We start from the raw sequence: 18,049 nt of genomic DNA, 5'->3' as shown, positions 1-18,049 counted from the left end.
GACGGGAGGCCATTCCAGTGATGGACGCTAAGCCAGGTGCGACGCGCATAGGTGGTACATACAGTCATTGTCCAGCTGGCGCGTAGGCGATTCTCTTGGTGGCAGGTATATCCCCTGTGAGGATCGGTAAAGGCGCCCAGATATATGCTTAAAAAGAATAAACAAATGAATAAATATGATTTATGGATATAAAAATCGCCTGTTATGGTCTGCCTACCCAAGCGAAAACGCTGACGGCGATTTGCACACATTCATGCAAGGAATTCTCTAGATGCTGGTCGTGACACTCGGAGGAAGCCCAAGCCAACGATCCCGTTCCGGGGTGTTGCTGGATCGCGCCAAACACTGGCTCAACCAGCAAGGCGTCGAAGTGGTGAGCTATCAGGTGCGTGATTTTCCGGCTGAAGATTTGCTGCATGCGCGATTCGATAGCCCCAAGATCATCGACTTGTTGCAACAGATCGAAAACGCCGACGGGCTGGTCATCGCGACGCCGGTGTACAAGGCGTCTTTCAGCGGTGCCTTGAAAACTGTGCTCGATTTGCTGCCTGAGCGGGCGCTGAGCCACAAAGTGGTATTGCCGATTGCCACGGGGGGCAGCATCGCTCACATGCTGGCCGTGGATTACGCGCTCAAGCCCGTGCTGTCGGCGCTCAAGGCACAGGAAATGCTGCACGGCATTTTTGCCGATGACAGCCAGATTGCTTACGGCGAAGGCAGCGCCCAGCCGCAGTTGGCACCCGTGCTGGAACAACGGCTGAACGAGTCGCTGGAGCAGTTTTACTCCGCGCTGGCGCGTCGCCCTAAACCGCTGGACCCGAACATCCTCAACGAACGCTTGGTGACGGCTCGCTGGAGCATTTGAAACACCCTCTTATGTAGTCCCACCTTACTGATCCGCTAACGGCTCGGCAGGTGCTATCTGAATCTCGAAAAACAAAAGGAGAGCGCCATGCGCCCTGTCATTTTGCGTCGAGGTCTGGTCGCACTGTTTGCTGCGGCTGTGTCCTTCGGCGTTGTGTTGGAAGCTCAAGCGGATGCCCTGCGCATTGGCTATCAGAAATACGGCACGCTGATGCTGCTCAAGGCCAAAGGCACGCTGGAAAAGCGTCTGGCCGAACAAGGCGTTGACGTTCAATGGACTGAATTCCCCGGCGGCCCGCAATTGCTGGAAGGCTTGAACGTCGGGTCGATCGACTTTGGCGTGACGGGCGAAACGCCACCCGTGTTTGCCCAGGCCGCGGGCGCCGATCTGCTGTATGTCGCCTACGAGCCCCCGGCCCCCACCAGTGAAGCGATTCTGGTGCCCAAGGATTCACCAATCACCTCGGTGAAAGACCTCAAGGGCAAAAAAGTCGTGCTCAACAAAGGCTCTAACGTCCACTACCTGTTGGTACGGGCACTGGAAGACGCAGGCCTTCATTACACCGACATCCAGACGGTCTTTCTGCCCCCGGCGGATGCGCGTGCCGCGTTCGAGCGCGGCAGTGTCGATGCCTGGGTAATCTGGGACCCGTACCAGGCAGCGGCCGAGCAACAGTTGCAAGCCCGCACGTTGCGCGATGCCAGCGGTATTGCGGACAACCATCAGTTCTATCTGGCCACCAAGCCCTACGCCGAACAGCACCCCAAGGTGATCGAAGTGTTGGTGGATGAGGTGCGCAACATCGGGGACTGGGCCAAGGCCAACCCTGAAGAGGTGACTCAACAAGTAGCGCCGCTGTTGGGGTTGTCGCCTGAAATCACGCTGACGGCCGTCAAGCGCCAAGGCTATGGCGCGCAGTTTCTGACCCCGGAAGTGGTCAATGCGCAGCAAAAAATTGCGGACACGTTTCACCAGCTCAAGCTGATTCCCAAGCCGCTGGTGGTCAAAGACGTGATCTGGACGCCCCCGGCCGCTGTGGCCAACGCCCTCTAACGTTTGCCGTACCCATTTAGGAGACCACTCCATGAGCCTCAATATTTTCTGGTTCCTGCCTACCCACGGTGATGGCCATTACCTTGGCACCTCCGAAGGCGCCCGTGCTGTTGACTACGGGTACTTGCAACAAGTGGCACAAGCGGCAGACCGTCTGGGTTTCGGTGGTGTGTTGATTCCCACCGGCCGTTCCTGCGAAGACTCATGGCTGGTGGCCGCATCGCTGATCCCGGTGACCCAGCGCTTGAAATTCCTCGTGGCGCTGCGCCCCGGCATTGTGTCCCCGACCGTGGCGGCTCGTCAGGCCGCGACCCTGGATCGTTTGTCCGGTGGGCGTGCGCTGTTCAATCTGGTGACCGGTGGAGACCCGGAAGAATTGGCCGGTGACGGCCTGTTCCTCAGCCATGAGGAGCGTTATCAGGCGTCGGTCGAATTCACCCGCATCTGGCGCCGTGTGCTGGAAGGCGAAACGGTGGATTACGACGGTCAGCACATCAGCGTCAAAGGCGCCAAGCTGCTCTATCCACCGATTCAGCAGCCGCGTCCGCCGCTGTACTTCGGTGGCTCCTCGGAAGCGGCCCAGGACTTGGCTGCTGAACAGGTCGAGATGGTGCTGACCTGGGGCGAGCCGCCCGCGGCTGTCGCGCAGAAAATCGAGCAGGTGCGCGCCAAGGCCGCCCAGCATGGCCGCAGCGTACGCTTCGGGATTCGCCTGCACGTGATCGTGCGTGAAACCAACGAAGAAGCCTGGAAAGCCGCTGACAAACTGATTTCCCATCTGGACGACGACACCATCGCCCGCGCGCAGGCATCGCTGTCGCGGTTCGACTCGGTGGGTCAGCAGCGCATGGCCGCCTTGCATGGCGGCAGCCGTGACAACCTTGAAGTGAGCCCCAACCTGTGGGCGGGTGTGGGGTTGGTGCGTGGCGGTGCCGGCACGGCGCTGGTCGGCGATGGCCCTACCGTGGCTGCACGGGTCAAGGAATACGCCGATCTGGGCATCGATACGTTCATTTTTTCGGGTTATCCGCACCTGGAAGAGTCGTATCGGGTGGCGGAATTGCTGTTCCCACACCTCGATGTCGAGCGCCCCGAGTTGCCTAAAAGTGCCGGTTACGTGAGCCCGTTTGGCGAGATGGTGGCCAACGACATTCTTCCCAAAGCCGCGTCGCAGAGCTGAGGCCAGCATGAGTACGGTGAAGGCTTCGCGCCTCAATAATGTCGGTCACAGCCTGGCTCCGTGGGTCTTGCCCGTGTTGCTGCTGGCGGTGTGGCAATTGTCAGTGTCGGCGGGCTGGTTGTCGACGCGGATTCTGCCAGCGCCCAGTGCCGTGATCGCAGCCGGGGTCGAATTGGTGCGCAGTGGCGAGATTTGGAAACACCTCGCCATCAGCGGCTGGCGCGCCGGGCTTGGGTTTGTGATCGGCGGCAGCATCGGCCTGGCATTGGGTTTCGTCACGGGCCTGTCGAAGTGGGGCGAGCGCCTGCTCGACAGCTCGGTGCAGATGATCCGCAACGTGCCGCATCTGGCGCTGATTCCGCTGGTGATTCTGTGGTTCGGGATCGACGAGTCAGCCAAGGTCTTTTTGGTCGCGTTGGGCACGTTGTTCCCGATTTACCTCAACACCTATCACGGCATCCGCAACGTGGACCCGGCGTTGGTCGAAATGGCGCGCAGTTACGGCTTGTCCGGCTTCAGCCTATTTTGGCAAGTGATTTTACCGGGCGCCTTGCCCTCGATTTTGGTGGGTGTGCGTTTTGCGCTGGGCTTTATGTGGCTGACTTTGATCGTGGCTGAAACCATCTCTGCCAGCTCCGGCATTGGCTATCTGGCGATGAATGCCCGCGAGTTTTTGCAAACTGACGTGGTGGTGCTGGCGATTGTTTTGTACGCGGTGCTCGGCAAATTGGCCGACAGCGCGGCCCGTGGGCTGGAGCGCGTCTGGTTGCGTTGGCACCCGGCGTACCAAGTGGTTAAAGGCGGTGCAGCATGACAGCTCAACAACCTCCGCGTTTGCGTCAGGGCATCCCGTTGGCGATCAATGGCCTGCACAAAGCGTTTGGCGAACGTCAGGTACTGCGCGACATCGATTTACACATTCCGGCCGGTCAGTTTGTGGCCGTGGTGGGCCGCAGCGGCTGCGGCAAAAGTACGCTGATGCGGCTGATCGCCGGGCTCGACCAACCTACCGGCGGTGAACTGCTGGCGGGCAGTGCGCCGCTGCAAGAGGCCCATGACGACACACGCCTGATGTTCCAGGAAGCGCGTTTGCTGCCGTGGAAAAAGGTCATCGATAACGTCGGTCTGGGGCTTAAAGGGGACTGGCGCTCCAAGGCCCTTAATGCGCTGGAAGAAGTCGGCCTTGCCGAACGAGCCCACGAGTGGCCGGCAGCGCTGTCGGGCGGGCAAAAACAGCGTGTGGCCTTGGCCCGCGCGCTGATTCACCAGCCGCGTTTGTTGCTGCTGGACGAACCGTTGGGTGCGCTGGATGCCCTGACCCGCATCGAGATGCAGCAGTTGATTGAACGTTTGTGGCGCCAGCATGGCTTCACTGTGTTGCTGGTGACCCACGACGTCAGCGAAGCCGTGGCCATTGCCGACCGCGTGATTTTGATCGAAGACGGCGCCGTTGGGCTCGACCTCACCATCGCGTTGCCGCGCCCTCGGGCGCGCGGTTCGCATCGGTTGGCGGCGCTGGAAACCGAAGTGCTCAACCGTGTACTGGCTTTACCCGGTTCGCCGCCCGAACCGGAACCCGTTGCACCGCTGCCCACACAATTGCGTTGGGCGCAATAACCTCCGTTTTTTATCCCAAGACAGGAATCGACACCATGACCATCAAAGCCATCAACGTGCGTAACCAGTTCAAAGGCCACATCAAGGAAATCGTACTGGGGGACGTGTTGTCTGAAATCGACGTGCAAACCGCGTCCGGGATCGTTACCTCGGTCATCACCACCCGCTCGGTCAAAGAGCTGGAACTGGTGGTGGGCAGCGAAGTCATCGCCTTCGTGAAATCCACGGAAGTGTCGATCGCCAAGTTGTAATGCGTGGGTTATCCACAACCCTGAAGGGCGTGAGCCCTTCGGGGTTTTTTGTGGGCGTTGTTATTTCTGGGTGCCGTCGTCGTGTTGCAGGTTGGCTTGGGTCAGGTTGCAACCGGCCGGTACGCTGCGGGTCAACCAGACGTTGCCGCCGATGGTCGAGCCCTGACCGATGGTGATGCGGCCCAGGATCGTCGCCCCGGCGTAAATCACCACGTCGTCTTCGACAATCGGGTGACGCGGGTGGCCTTTTTGCAACTGCCCGGACTCGTCCGCCGGGAAGCGCTTGGCGCCCAGGGTAACGGCCTGATAAATCCTGACCCGCTCACCGATGATCGCGGTTTCTCCAATCACCACGCCTGTCCCGTGATCAATAAAGAAGCTGCGGCCAATCTGCGCGCCGGGGTGGATGTCGATGCCGGTGGCCGAGTGGGCGATTTCCGCGCTGATGCGTGCCAGCAGCGGCAAGCCCGCGCGATACAGATGGTGCGCCAGACGGTGATGAATCACCGCCAGAATGCCCGGATAGCACAGCAGCACTTCATCCACGCTGCGGGCTGCCGGGTCGCCGTGGTAGGCGGCCAGAACGTCGGTGTCGAGCAGGGTGCGCAGGCCCGGCAGCGCCAGGGCGAAATCCTGAATCAGCAGGGTGGCCGTGGCATCGACGCCATCATCGGGCTGGCCGCTTTGGCGCGCGGCGTAGCGTAACTCCAGACGCGCCTGCGCGAGCAAGGCGTTAAGGGCTACGTCGAGCGTGTGACCGACGTAGAAGTCTTCGCTTTCTTCGCGCAAGTCCACCGGGCCCAGGCGCATCGGGAACAATGCACCGCACAACGCTTCCAGAATCTCGGCCATCGCAGCCCGCGACGGCAACTCGCGACCGCCCAACTCGCCACTGACACGCCCGTTTTGCGTGCGCCACTGGTTACGCGCGGTGCGTAACTGGCCGACGATGGTTTGCAATTGCCAAGGGTTGGAACGCTCGCTCACGATGAATACTCCGCACGCTGGCAGCCGGAGTGACCGGCCGCGAAATGGCAATGATTTTACGGTATCAAGGGATGTCGGTTTTAGACAATTACGCGATTAATGATGACGATGGCGCCAAATGCGCCAGCCCAGCGCTATCAAAACCAGCAGCACCAGCGCTGCCACAATGGCCACGCTCAAGCCGTTGTAGCTGAACAGCGGCTTCTCGATGCGCACATAGCCCGGCTCTGCGAACAACTGGCGCAACGCATGATTGGCGTCTTCAAGCGTTACCGTCTGCAAGTGCTTGGCCGGGTCGGCAAAGCGGCTTTCATCGTAATCGCCCAGCGCGCTCCAGTAATAGTCGGCCAGCGCGCTGTTGCCCTGAACCGCCCATGCCTGGCGCGCGATGGCGGCTTGCTTGAGGCGGGCGAAGCGCTGCGGGTCGAGGCCGTTCTTGAGCAAGTGGGCTTTGAGTTGCGACATCACCTGTTGCGCCTGTTCGACATCGTCACGTTCAAGGTCGGCGTTCAGGCTCAGGAAGCCCACCCCGCCAAACACTTCGCGCTCTGACCACGGCCCATAAGACAGGCCATGCTTGAGCCGCAGTTCGCTGTACAGCGCCCACTCCAGATAGTCGCGCAGCAGGTTCCAGGTTTCGTCGCTTTGCCCGGCGATCACCGGTTCTGGCAGCAACCAGTGCAACTTGGCGGTGTCACCCACCACACCGCGCAGTAAAACGCGTTCGGCATCGGCTTTGGCATCAATGTCGGCCAAGGGCTTGTGGTCGCTGGGCTCAACGGCTTCCAGCGCGCCATAGGTGCGTTCCAGATAGGCCGGCAGCAAGCGGTCAAGTTCGCCGACGACGATCAGCGTCATGTTGTTGGGCGCATACCAATCCTTGCGCACACCTTCGAGTTGTCCGCGGGTGAGGTTGTGTACGGGCGCGCGTTCGGCGCATTTAAGGCCGAGTTCGACCGCCAGTTGATTGCTCGCGCTATGGCCCAGATCCTGACGATCCAGCCAGCGCTGCAAGTGCGAATAATGGCCGCCGTCTTCGCGTTCGACCACCTGCTTGGCGGCAGCGATCCGCTGATCGGTGAGTTGGGTCTGGGTCAACAGGCTCAGTAAAAGATCAAGCACCTTGCGCTGATTCTTCGCGGGCGCTTCGATCACGAACGTGGTGTCGGCATGGCTAGTGAAGGCGTTCCACTCGCCACCCAGCGCCTGCATGCGTTCTTCAAGGCCGCCTTCGCCCGAGTCATCGGTGCCGCTGAACAACATGTGTTCAAGCAGGTGCGGCAGTTGTTGGTCGGCACAGCTGAAATCATCCAGCCCCACCCCCACTACCAACCGGATCGACACGTGTCCGCGGTCACTGGTGGGTTTGAGGATCAGTTGCAGGCCGTTGGCCAGTTGGTAGCCCTCAACGCTGGAACGATCAAGGGCAAAGCTCTGGGCTGCGCCGAGCAGCAGGCAGATGAACAGCAGGCAACGCATAAAAAATCCCTGAATCCCTGTCGGGTGTGTGATGCCGTCGATGCGGGTTCTAAAGACTGACAACAGTGGTTCGTGCAACGTTCAAGGCGAATGGTGGGTATCGGTCATCTCGTCCAGCAGCAGTGCGCCGGTTTCAGAGGTTTCAAGCACCACGTAGGCACTGGCGCAAAACAGTGAATTAAGGCGCTGCATGTCGGCGATCAGTTCCAGGTGCATGGAGCTGGTTTCGATGCTTTGGGTGATTTTGCGCTGTAAACGGCTGACGTGAGCGTGCGCCAGTCGACGTTCCTGCGCGCGGAAACGGCGTTTCTCACGCAGTAATTGCCGTGCGCTTTGCGGGTCGCCGGTCAGGAATACCGTCAGCCCCAACCGCAGGTTGTCGATCAACTGGGTGTGCAGGCCGGTCAGTTCTTCCAGCCCGTCTTCGGAAAACGCCCGACGCTTCGAGGTTTTCTGTTGTTGCACTTTGCGCAACATGCGTTCGATGAGGTCACTGGCCAGCTTGAGGTTGATCGCCAGTTCGATGATTTCGGCCCAGCGGCGGCTGTCTTGCTCGCCAAGGTCTTCACGGGGCATTTGCGCCAGATAGAGTTTCACCGCGCTGTAGAGCACTTCGACATCATCGGCCAGGGTGCGCATCTCCTGAGTGATGGCGGTTTGCTTGCCGCGCAGCACGTCCAGCATGTTGACCAGCATGTTGTCGATCAGGTCACCGATGCGCAGGGTTTCACGTACTGCGTTGGCCAGCGCAAGGCTCGGTGTTTCCAGTGCCGTCGGGTCGAGATGACGGGGTTTGACGGCGCCGTTGGCGTTTTCTCGCTCGGGCAAGAGCCATGCGCAAACCCGCGCCATCGGCCCGACCGTGGGCAGCATCAGGAAGCAACGCGCCGTGTTGTAGAGCAGGTGAAAGCCGATCACGAGTTCTTGGGCGCTGTAGCTGAGGCTGTCCATCCACGCCACCAGCGGGTCGAGCACCGGGATAATCAGCAGCAAGCCGATCAGTTTGTACAACAGGCTTCCGAGCGCGACCTGCCGCCCGGCAGCGTTTTGCATGCTGGTACTGAGAAATGCCAGGACGCCGCTGCCGATATTGGCGCCAATCACCAGCCCCACTGCAACGGGCAAGCTGATGACCCCGGCGCCAGCCAATGTGGCCGTGAGCAGCACAGCGGCCAGGCTGGAGTAAGAAATCATCGCGAACAAGGCGCCGATTAAGGCATCGAGCAAGATGTCGCCGGTCAGTGAGGCGAAGATCACCTTTACGCCTTGCGCTTGCGTGATGGGCGCTGCCGCTTCGACGATCAACTGCAAGGCGAGAATGATCAAGCCCAAGCCAATGCCGACGCGTCCCAGTTGCCCGGCACGGGTCTGTTTGCGCGAGAGGAAGAAGATCACGCCAAGGAAAATCAGCAGGGGCGACAGCCATGACAGGTCGAACGTCAGCACCCGGGCCATCAGGGCCGTCCCGACGTCGGCCCCCAGCATCGTCGCCAAGGCAGGCGTGAGCGCCATCAAACCCTGGTCGACAAAGGAGGTGACGAGCATGGCGGTGGCATTGCTGCTCTGCACCATGGCTGTCACCACGATACCGGCGACAAACGCCAGCATGCGCTTGGAGACGTTTTGCCCGATCACGTGGCGCAGGTTTGTACCGTAGACCCGCAGAATGCCGGTCCGAACAATGTGCGTGCCCCAGATCAACAGGGTCACGGCGGAAAGCAGATTAAGCAGGGTCAGCATGCAGGCTCCCTGTGCGATGGATGCCCTGAAGGGCCGGATCAAAGGGCTGCGGCCAGCTCCTACAGTTGTTTCTTAAGCTGTAGTCGGCAAATAAGCAGAACGCCAGCATCGCATAGCTGGCAGAGGGTTGAAACATTTCTGCAACACTTGTACGAAAACGCCTTGTTAGAGGCTGCTGTCCTGAACAGCCTCTGACGGGGGCAGGCGTTATAGCGTGCTGTACAGCGGGAAGGTGCCGAGCAGTAAGGCGGCCAGCAGAATGCCCATGCACACCAGAACCGCCCATTTGAGGGTGAAACGCTGGTGATCGCCAAACTCGATACCGGCCAGCGCCACCAGCAGGTACGTGGAGGGCACCAAGGGGCTGAGCAAGTGCACGGGCTGGCCGACAATCGAGGCGCGGGCCATTTCGACCGCAGTGATGCCGTAATGGCTCGCGGCTTCGGCCAGGACTGGCAACACGCCGTAGTAGAACGCATCGTTGGACATGAAGAAGGTGAACGGCAGGCTCACCAGTGCGGTGATGACTGCCAGGTATGGCCCCAGCGCCGGGGGAATGACGGCCAGCAAGCTTTTCGACATGGCATCCACCATGCCGGTGCCGGAGAGGATGCCGGTGAAAATACCTGCCGCGAAAATCAGCCCTACCACCGCCAGCACACTGCCTGCATGGGCGGCGACCCGGTCTTTTTGCTGTTGCAGGCAAGGGTAGTTGACGATCATCGCGATACTGAACGCGACCATGAACAGGACGGGCAGCGGCAACAAACCGGCGATCAGCGTAATCATCAACGCCAAGGTCAGAGCACCGTTGAACCAGATCAGCTTGGGACGGCGCGCATCGGGGAATTGCGACACGCTGATTTCGCTGTGATCCACGTCGTCGCCCTGAACCTGCAACTGACCCAGGCGCGCGCGCTCGCGCAGGCCGTAGCACCAGGCTATGACCAGAATGGTGGCACAGCCCGCGAGCATGGCCGGGATCATGGGCACAAAAATGTCAGAGGGATCGACGTGCAGCGCACTGGCGGCCCGCGCAGTCGGCCCGCCCCAGGGCGTCATGTTCATCACCCCGCCGGCCAGAATAATCAGCCCGGCCATGATGCGCGGGCTCATGCCGATGCGCTTGTACAGCGGCAGCATCGCCGCCACGCAAATCATGTAGGTGGTGGCACCGTCGCCATCCAGCGACACCACCAATGCCAGTACGGCCGTGCCGACGCTGATCTTCAGCGGGTCGCCCTTGACCAGTTTGAGGATCTTGCGCACGGCCGGGTCGAACAGGCCGGAGTCGATCATCAGGGCGAAATACAGAATGGCAAACATCAGCATCACCCCGGTCGGGGCCAGCTTGGTAATGCCTTCGAGCATCATGGGGCCGATCTTCGGTGCAAAACCGCCAAAGATCGCAAACAGGATCGGGACCAGAATCAACGCGATCAGGGCGGACAGACGTTTGGTCATGATCAGGTACATGAACGTAATGACCATGGCAAAGCCAAGGAAGGTCAGCATAAACAGTCACCATTCTTATTGTTGTCGAGTGGGCGCTGAGAGCGGATTGGGCCGCTGCTCTGGCCTGCCGGTCTTTTGCCGGGAGTGACGCGATGCTAGAGGGGAATGCTTTCAGCCAGCTTTCGCCGGGCAGAAATTACTGAAGGGTGGGATGTTATGGGCAACAGAGGTTGTTGTCGCTGACGCGGCAAAGCGGCGCGTCAGCGACAACAGGTATGGCTTCAGTCCAGCTTGAGGACTTTGGCCAGGACGATTTTCGGTCCTTTCATCTTTTTGATGATGATGCGCAAGCCTTCGACTTCCAGCAGTTCTTCTTCTTCCGGCACGCGCTTGAGGGTGTCGTAGATCAAGCCCGCCACGGTTTCGGCTTCGACGTGGTCAAGATCGACCCCCAGCAGGCGTTCGATCTTGAACAGCGGCGTGTCGCCCCGCACCAGCAGTTTGCCGGGCTGGTACGAAAGAATGCCGCGTTCGGCCTTGCGGTGTTCGTCCTGAATGTCGCCCACCAGCACTTCAAGCACGTCTTCCATGGTCAGGTAGCCCACGACTTTGCCGTCAGCTTCTTCCACCAGTGCGAAGTGCGCGCCACCCTTGCGAAACTGTTCCAGCAACTGTGACAGCGGCATGTGCCGCGAAACGCGCTCCAGAGGTCGGGTCAATTCTTCGAGGTTGAACGTCTCGGGCAAGTGGTCGAGGTCAGCCAGTTCCAGCAGCAGATCTTTGATGTGCAGCAAACCGACGAAGGTGTTGGTTTCTGCATCGTAGACCGGGTAACGGCTGTACTTGTGGCGACGGAACAGCGCGAGGATTTCTTTGAGCGGCGCCTTGGAATCTAGGGTTACGAGGTCTTCACGGGAGTTGGCCCAGTCGACCACTTCCAGCTCACCCATTTCCACGGCCGACGCCAATACCCGCATGCCTTGGTCACTCGGGTCTTGACCCCGGCTGGAGTGCAGGATCAGTTTGAGTTCTTCGCGGCTGTAGGCGTGGTCGTGGTGCGCGCCCGGTTCACCCTGGCCGGCAATGCGCAAAATCGCGTTGGCGCTGGCATTGAGCAGGTAAATGGCGGGGTACATGGCCCAGTAGAACAGGTACAGCGGCACAGCGGTCCACAGCGACAGCGCCTCGGGTTTGCGAATGGCCCAGGATTTGGGGGCCAGTTCGCCGACCACGATGTGCAGGTACGAAATGATGAAGAAGGCGGTGAAGAACGACACACCCTTGACCACTTCGGCCGACTCCACGCCCATCGCGCTGAGGAGCGGCTCAAGCAGGTGTGCGAACGCAGGTTCACCGACCCAGCCCAGGCCCAACGAGGCCAGCGTGATACCCAACTGACACGCCGACAGGTAGGCGTCGAGCTGACTATGAACGGTGCGCAGGATGCGTCCGCGCCAGCCGTTCTGGTCGGCAATGGCTTCGACCCGGGTTGAGCGCAGTTTGACCATGGCAAATTCCGCCGCAACGAAGAAGCCGTTGAGCAAAACCAGGATCAGTGCAAAAAGAATCATGCCGAAATCGGCGAACAGTGTGGCGAGGGTCAAGCCAGGGGAAGGGTCCATGATGGAGTTTTAATGGTTCCGTTGTTTCAAAAAAGGGAAAGGTCAAGTGCCTGAAGGGCAGGCACATGGCAAGCAATGTAACCATTGATGTAGCTGTTGCCTAGTGGGCGAACGCCGCATGGCTCAGTCAATCAGGTCGGGGTTGACCGATTTTGTCACCTGAACAGGGGGGAAATGGCAGGTGAAGGTGCTGCCGTGGCCGAGCACGCTGCTGATCTCAAGGCGGGCACGATGACGCAACAGCACATGCTTGACGATGGCCAGGCCCAGGCCCGTGCCGCCGGTGCTGGCGTTACGGCTGGAGTCGACGCGGTAGAAGCGTTCGGTCAGGCGTGGCAGGTGTTTGTTATCGATCCCGACCCCGGAGTCCTGCACGCTCAAGTGCGCGCCCGACCCGTCGGCCCACCAGCGAATGCGAATGCTCCCGCCGTCTTGCGTGTATTTGACGGCGTTAAATACCAGGTTTGAAAACGCACTGCGCAGCTCGGTCTCACTGCCTTTGAGGGCAATGTCGGCTTCAACGTCCAGCGTGATGGTTTGATTGCGCTGCCCGGACAACGCCTGGGCGTCGTTTTTGATGGTACGCAGCAGGCTGTCGATAGGCACGGGCTGGTTGTCCGACGGGTAATCCGTGGCTTCCAGTTTGGCCAGCAGCAGCAAGTCGTTGAGCAGGGTTTGCATACGCTCGCCCTGTTGCTGCATCTGCGACAGCGGGCGTTTCCAGCGCGGGTTCACGTCATCGACGTTATCCAGCAGGGTTTCCAGGTAACCGCAGATGACGGTCAGCGGGGTGCGCAGCTCGTGGGACACGTTGGCGATGAAGTCTTTGCGCATCTGTTCGAGCTGGTGCAGGCGTGTGACGTCGCGCACCAGCATCAAATGTTCGTTGTTGCCGTAGCGGGTGATGTACAGCTGGATGCGCAGGTGGTCGTTGACTGGCGAAGGGATGTCCAGCGGTTCGGCATAGCTGTCTTGCTCGAAATATTCCTTGAAGCGCGGGTGACGCACCAGGTTGGTCACGGGCTGCCCGCTGTCCTGTGGCGTCTTGAGGCCCAGCAAGGTCTCTGCGGCGCGGTTCCACCATTCAAGGTTGCCATCGCTGTCGAGCATCACCACAGCGTCTTTGAGCGCGGCTGTGGACTCCTGCACGCGGTCGATCACGGCTTGCAGGCGCCCGCGCACCCGTTGATCGCGGCGCTGCAGGTGATAAATGCTGTCGAACACCTCGCCCCACAGGCCGTAGCCGTCGGGCGGTGCTTCATCGGGTTGGTGATTACGCAGCCAGTCATGCAGGCGCAGCAGCTGCTTGAGCGTCCAGCCCAGATACAAGGCCACGCCTGCGGCCAGGCTCCAGCCGTAATAACCGGTGACCAGCCCGACCAACAGGCAGGCAGTGACCAGAAGCAACAAATGACGAATCAGCGTGCTATGCCAGTTTTGATTCACGTCGCGCGGGTCCTTGCTTGCCGTTGAGTCTGGAAGGGGTATCAGGCTTTGGTGGAGAAGCGATACCCGGTGCCGCGCACGGTTTGTACCAGATTCTCGTAAGCCTCGCCGAGGGCTTTGCGCAAACGGCGGATGTGCACGTCTACGGTACGCTCTTCTACGTAAACGTTGCCGCCCCACACTTGGTCGAGCAATTGCCCGCGGGTGTAGGCGCGTTCCTGGTGGGTCATGAAGAACTGCAGCAGGCGATATTCGGTCGGGCCCATCTCGGCGGGGGTGCCGTCGATGGTGACGCGGTGGCTGATCGGGTCGAGCAACAAGCCGCCAATTTCAATCGGGGACTCGCTGTCCGCCGGGCCTGCACGCCGCAATACGGCTTTGAGACGCGCCACCAGTTCACGAGGGGAAAATGGTTTGGTGATGTAGTCGTCCGCGCCGACTTCCAGACCTTGAATCTTGTTGTCCTCTTCACCCTTGGCCGTGAGCATGATGATCGGGATGTCCGCGGTCATTTCCTCACGCTTGAGGCGGCGGGCCAGTTCAATACCTGACGTGCCACCCGGCAGCATCCAGTCGAGCAAGATCAAATCGGGTTTGCGGTCGACAATGATGGAGTGGGCTTGCTGAGCATTCTCCGCCTCCAGGCAGTCGTAGCCTGCCATTTCCAGGGCCACGGCGATCATTTCGCGGATCGGTGCCTCGTCATCGACGATCAGAATGCTCCTGCCAACCATGCCGTAATCCTCGTGTCATTTATCTGTCTTGTGGCGCATTAGATAACGGAAATATTGCAGTCGTGTGACAACTTTGGGCAATCGCCACGTTCCAAGGGCGAATGAACTACGCTTTTGGTTCAAATCGTACAATCACGAAGAGGACGATTCCGATGACACGCAGCTCATTTTCCCTGAAGGCTTTACTGTTAGGTGCTGTGTTGGCCTTGCCGGGATTAGCATTTGCCGCCGAACCGGCGATGATCAAAGACGGTGTGCTGGTCGACCATAAAGGCATGACGCTGTACACCTTCGCCAAAGATGCAGACGGCAAATCGATGTGCAATGACCAATGCGCAACAAATTGGCCGCCGTTGAAGGCTGAAAGCACGGACAAAGGCGAAGGCAAATGGACCACCATCATCCGCGATGACCAGCAAGTCCAGTGGGCCTATGACGGCAAACCGTTGTACACCTTTGTAATGGACAAGAAAGCCGGGGAAAAGAAAGGCGACGGCAAAATGGACGGTGCCTGGAAAGTCGCCAAACCCTGAAACGTCCCGAGCGGCATCTGATCTGGCGCCCATAAAAAAACCTCGCCCCCTTGAACAGGAATGCGAGGTTTTTTATTGCGCTGCCTTAAGCCGCGCTGGGCGACTTGGGACGGCGAACATCCGGTTGCTTCCATGACTCGGCAGCCGCCTCATCAATGGCTTGCTGGATAGCTTTCTTGCGGTGTTCTTCGGCACGACGGCTGAAGAACCACACCAGGAAGGTCACCAGCGACACCGCCAGCAGGATCAGGCTGGCCACGGCGTTGATCTCGGGCTTCACTCCAAGGCGCACGGCCGAGAACACTTCCATCGGCAAGGTCGTGGAGCCGGGGCCGGACACAAAGCTGGCCAGAACCAGGTCGTCCAGCGACAGGGCAAAGGACATCATGGCGCCCGCCGCCAGCGAAGGTGCGATCATCGGGATGGTGATCAGGAAGAACACTTTCCAGGGCTTGGCGCCCAGGTCCATGGCCGCTTCTTCGATCGACAGGTCCAGTTCACGTAACCGCGCCGACACCACCACCGCTACATACGCGGCACAGAATGTGGTGTGAGCGATCCAGATGGTGACGATGCCGCGCTCTTGCGGCCAGCCAATCATCTGCGCCATGGCCACGAACAGCAGCAGCAGCGACAGACCGGTAATCACTTCAGGCATGACCAGCGGAGCTGTCACCAGGCCGCCAAACAGCGTGCGGCCTTTGAAGTGGCTAATGCGCGTCAGCACGAACGCCGCCAGGGTACCCAGGGCGACCGCCGCAATTGCCGTGTACAGGGCGATTTCCAGCGAGCGCATTACGGAGCCCATCAGCTGCGTGTTGTCCAGCAGGCCGGTGTACCACTTCAGCGACCAGCCGCCCCACACCGTCACCAGCTTGGAGGCGTTGAACGAGTAGATCACCAGAATCAGCATCGGCAGGTAGATGAACAACAACCCCGCGACCAACATGAAGCTAGAAAAACGGAAGCGATTCATATCTTGCCCTCCAGCTCTTTAGCCTGGCTGCGGTTGAACAGGATGATAGGCACGATCAGGATCGCCAGCATGACCACGGCAAGGGCAGACGCCACCGGCCAGTCACGGTTGTTGAAGAACTCTTGCCACAACACCTTACCGATCATCAGGGTTTCCGGGCCGCCCAGCAGTTCAGGGATCACGAACTCACCCACGACCGGGATGAACACCAGCATGCAGCCAGCGATGATGCCGTTTTTGGACAGCGGGACGGTGATTTTCCAGAAGCTGTTGAACGTGCTTGAACCCAGGTCAGACGCGGCTTCCAGCAGGCTGGTGTCGTGTTTAACAAGGTTGGCGTACAGCGGCAGGATCATGAACGGCAGGTACGAATAGACGATGCCGATGTAGACCGCGATGTTGGTGTTGAGGATCTGCAACGGTTCGCTGATCCAGCCCATCGACATCAGGAAGCCGTTAAGCAGCCCGTTGTTGCTCAGAATGCCCATCCACGCGTAAACGCGGATCAGGATCGCTGTCCAGGTAGGCATCATGATCAGCAGCACCAGCACGGTCTGCATCTCTTTACGCGCATTGGCGATGGCGTAGGCCATCGGATAGCCGATCAGCAGGCACAGCAGCGTGCTGAAGAACGCCATCTTCAACGAGCCCAGATAAGCGGCGATGTACAACTCATCGTCGCCCAACATGGCGTAGTTGCCCAGGTTCAGCAGGATCTGGATTTTTTGGTCAACGTAGCTGTAGATCTCGGTGTAAGGCGGGATCGCGACGTCGGCCTCGGCAAAGCTGATCTTCAACACGATGAAGAACGGCAGCATGAAGAACAAAAACAGCCACAGGAATGGAATCCCGATCACCGCATGGCGGCCACCGGGGGTTATTCGTTGCAGTCGGCGTTTAAGTTTTCGCATGTTCATGAGCGCAGTACCACGCCGCTGTCGTCTTCCCACCAGACGTAAACTTCGTCGTCCCAGGTCGGACGTGCGCCGCGGCGCTCGGCGTTGGCCACGAACGATTGCACCAGCTTGCCGCTCGGCAGTTCGACATAGAACACCGAGTGCCCGCCCAGATAAGCGATGTCATGCACCTTGCCGCGCGACCAGTTGTACTCGTAGGTCGGCTTTTCAGTGGTGACGAGCATTTTTTCCGGGCGAATCGCGTAGGTCACATGCTTGTCTTCTACCGAGGTGCTGATGCCGTGACCGACGTAGATGTCGTTCTCCAGCTCCGGGCAGTTGATACGGGCATACCCTTCTGCGTCATCGACCACTTCACCTTCGAACAGGTTGACGTTGCCGATAAATTCGCACACCAGGCGGCTGACCGGGGTTTCATAAATGTCGATCGGGCTGCCGATCTGGGCAATCCAGCCCAAATGCATGATCGCGATACGCTGGGCCATGGTCATGGCCTCTTCCTGGTCGTGGGTCACCATCACGCAGGTCACGCCCACGCGCTCGATGATTTCCACCAGTTCGAGTTGCATTTGCGAGCGCAGTTTTTTATCCAGCGCCCCCATCGGTTCGTCGAGCAGCAGCAGCTTCGGGCGCTTGGCCAATGAGCGGGCCAAGGCCACACGCTGGCGCTGGCCACCGGACAACTGGTGCGGCTTGCGCTTGGCGTACTGGCTCATGTGGACCAGCTTGAGCATTTCGCCCACGCGGGCATCGATCTCGGCGTTGGACATTTTGTCCTGCTTGAGACCGAACGCGATGTTCTGCGCCACCGTCATGTGCGGAAAAAGCGCGTAGGACTGGAACATCATGTTGATCGGCCGCTCGTAGGGCGGCATGTCCGTGATGTCCACGCCGTCGAGGAAAATACGGCCCTCTGTTGGGCGCTCGAAACCGGCGAGCATACGCAGCAAGGTGGATTTGCCCGATCCCGATCCGCCGAGCAAGGCGAAGATTTCGCCCTTGTTGATTTCCAGGGACACGTCGTCCACGGCAATCGTCTCGTCGAATTTTTTCGTGACCCGGTCGATTTTGACCAGTACCTGTTTAGGGGTCTGGTCGCCCTCGAGGGCTTTCTTATAGGCGCCGGAGGCAACAGCCATTACGAAACTCCCAACAAATTTAGCAGCCCGATCCAGTTGGTCGGGCCTTGGATAG

General features: G+C 59.7%; 17 protein-coding genes. 7 read left to right on the top strand and 10 right to left on the bottom strand.

The features are described from left to right. Positions 1–271 precede the first annotated feature (271 nt). The 6 genes from ssuE to HBN68_RS01525 all read left to right on the top strand — a co-directional run bounded on the left by ssuE (position 272) and on the right by HBN68_RS01525 (position 4,966). Complete coding sequence (ssuE, locus tag HBN68_RS01550) at positions 272–865, top strand: NADPH-dependent FMN reductase (protein ID WP_169962296.1); 594 nt, start codon at positions 272–274, stop codon at positions 863–865. A gap of 87 nt (positions 866–952) precedes the next feature. Then, positions 953–1,918, top strand: coding sequence for a sulfonate ABC transporter substrate-binding protein (locus HBN68_RS01545; RefSeq protein WP_169962294.1), 966 nt, complete (start codon positions 953–955; stop codon positions 1,916–1,918). 31 nt (positions 1,919–1,949) lie between these two features. Beyond that, positions 1,950–3,098 (top strand): FMNH2-dependent alkanesulfonate monooxygenase, encoded by a 1,149-nt coding sequence (ssuD, locus tag HBN68_RS01540; protein ID WP_094991731.1) that lies wholly within the window; start codon positions 1,950–1,952, stop codon positions 3,096–3,098. A 7-nt stretch (positions 3,099–3,105) separates the two neighbouring features. Next, a complete protein-coding gene (gene ssuC, locus HBN68_RS01535; RefSeq protein ID WP_094991730.1) occupies positions 3,106–3,912 on the top strand; it encodes an aliphatic sulfonate ABC transporter permease SsuC in 807 nt (268 codons plus the stop codon). After that, positions 3,909–4,715 carry an aliphatic sulfonates ABC transporter ATP-binding protein gene (ssuB, locus tag HBN68_RS01530; protein ID WP_169962291.1) on the top strand — a complete coding sequence of 269 codons (807 nt, stop codon included), beginning with the start codon at positions 3,909–3,911 and terminating at the stop codon, positions 4,713–4,715. The genes ssuC and ssuB overlap by 4 nt, the downstream gene beginning before the upstream one ends. 35 nt (positions 4,716–4,750) lie before the next feature. Further along, the gene (locus HBN68_RS01525) at positions 4,751–4,966 is read left to right on the top strand and encodes a TOBE domain-containing protein (protein WP_003444581.1); all 216 of its coding nucleotides are present in this window, start codon (positions 4,751–4,753) and stop codon (positions 4,964–4,966) included. 60 nt (positions 4,967–5,026) lie between these two features. Here HBN68_RS01525 and epsC read toward each other — a convergent pair whose 3' ends face one another. The 7 genes from epsC to phoB form a co-directional block, all read right to left on the bottom strand. After that, complete coding sequence (epsC, locus tag HBN68_RS01520) at positions 5,027–5,953, bottom strand: serine O-acetyltransferase EpsC (protein WP_169962289.1); 927 nt, start codon at positions 5,951–5,953, stop codon at positions 5,027–5,029. Between the two features lie 96 nt (positions 5,954–6,049). After that, the gene (locus HBN68_RS01515) at positions 6,050–7,432 is read right to left on the bottom strand and encodes a pitrilysin family protein (protein ID WP_169962287.1); all 1,383 of its coding nucleotides are present in this window, start codon (positions 7,430–7,432) and stop codon (positions 6,050–6,052) included. A gap of 81 nt (positions 7,433–7,513) precedes the next feature. Continuing rightward, the gene (locus HBN68_RS01510) at positions 7,514–9,172 is read right to left on the bottom strand and encodes a Na/Pi cotransporter family protein (protein WP_169962285.1); all 1,659 of its coding nucleotides are present in this window, start codon (positions 9,170–9,172) and stop codon (positions 7,514–7,516) included. A 207-nt stretch (positions 9,173–9,379) separates the two neighbouring features. Further along, entirely contained in the window at positions 9,380–10,687 is a 1,308-nt protein-coding gene (locus HBN68_RS01505) for a CitMHS family transporter (protein ID WP_094991725.1), read from the bottom strand. A gap of 221 nt (positions 10,688–10,908) precedes the next feature. Continuing rightward, a complete protein-coding gene (locus HBN68_RS01500) occupies positions 10,909–12,249 on the bottom strand; it encodes a hemolysin family protein (RefSeq protein WP_169962283.1) in 1,341 nt (446 codons plus the stop codon). A 123-nt stretch (positions 12,250–12,372) separates the two neighbouring features. Next, positions 12,373–13,695 (bottom strand): phosphate regulon sensor histidine kinase PhoR, encoded by a 1,323-nt coding sequence (gene phoR / locus HBN68_RS01495; RefSeq protein ID WP_094991724.1) that lies wholly within the window; start codon positions 13,693–13,695, stop codon positions 12,373–12,375. Between the two features lie 41 nt (positions 13,696–13,736). Beyond that, a complete protein-coding gene (gene phoB, locus HBN68_RS01490) occupies positions 13,737–14,429 on the bottom strand; it encodes a phosphate regulon transcriptional regulator PhoB (protein ID WP_094991723.1) in 693 nt (230 codons plus the stop codon). A gap of 152 nt (positions 14,430–14,581) precedes the next feature. Between phoB and HBN68_RS01485 the strand changes: the two genes are divergently transcribed. Continuing rightward, a complete protein-coding gene (locus HBN68_RS01485) occupies positions 14,582–14,962 on the top strand; it encodes a hypothetical protein (protein WP_094991722.1) in 381 nt (126 codons plus the stop codon). 85 nt (positions 14,963–15,047) lie between these two features. Here the strand turns inward: HBN68_RS01485 and HBN68_RS01480 are convergent, their stop codons facing one another. Genes HBN68_RS01480 through potA form a run of 3 tightly spaced genes read right to left on the bottom strand, consistent with a single transcriptional unit; the run spans position 15,048 to position 17,994 of the window. Further along, positions 15,048–15,938: an ABC transporter permease subunit gene (locus HBN68_RS01480; RefSeq protein ID WP_047278547.1), complete on the bottom strand. Its 891-nt coding sequence runs from the start codon at positions 15,936–15,938 to the stop codon at positions 15,048–15,050. Beyond that, positions 15,935–16,855, bottom strand: a complete 921-nt coding sequence (locus tag HBN68_RS01475; RefSeq protein WP_094991721.1) for an ABC transporter permease subunit — start codon at positions 16,853–16,855, stop codon at positions 15,935–15,937. Before HBN68_RS01475 ends, HBN68_RS01480 begins: the two co-directional genes overlap by 4 nt. Then, complete coding sequence (potA, locus tag HBN68_RS01470; protein ID WP_047278543.1) at positions 16,852–17,994, bottom strand: polyamine ABC transporter ATP-binding protein; 1,143 nt, start codon at positions 17,992–17,994, stop codon at positions 16,852–16,854. The genes HBN68_RS01475 and potA overlap by 4 nt, the downstream gene beginning before the upstream one ends. Positions 17,995–18,049: the final 55 nt, after the last annotated feature.

Origin of the sequence: Pseudomonas sp. WS 5078 (assembly GCF_012985745.1) — a bacterium.
GTDB classification, from domain to species: domain Bacteria; phylum Pseudomonadota; class Gammaproteobacteria; order Pseudomonadales; family Pseudomonadaceae; genus Aquipseudomonas; species Aquipseudomonas lundensis_A.
This window is presented reverse-complemented; position numbering and strand designations above follow the sequence as displayed.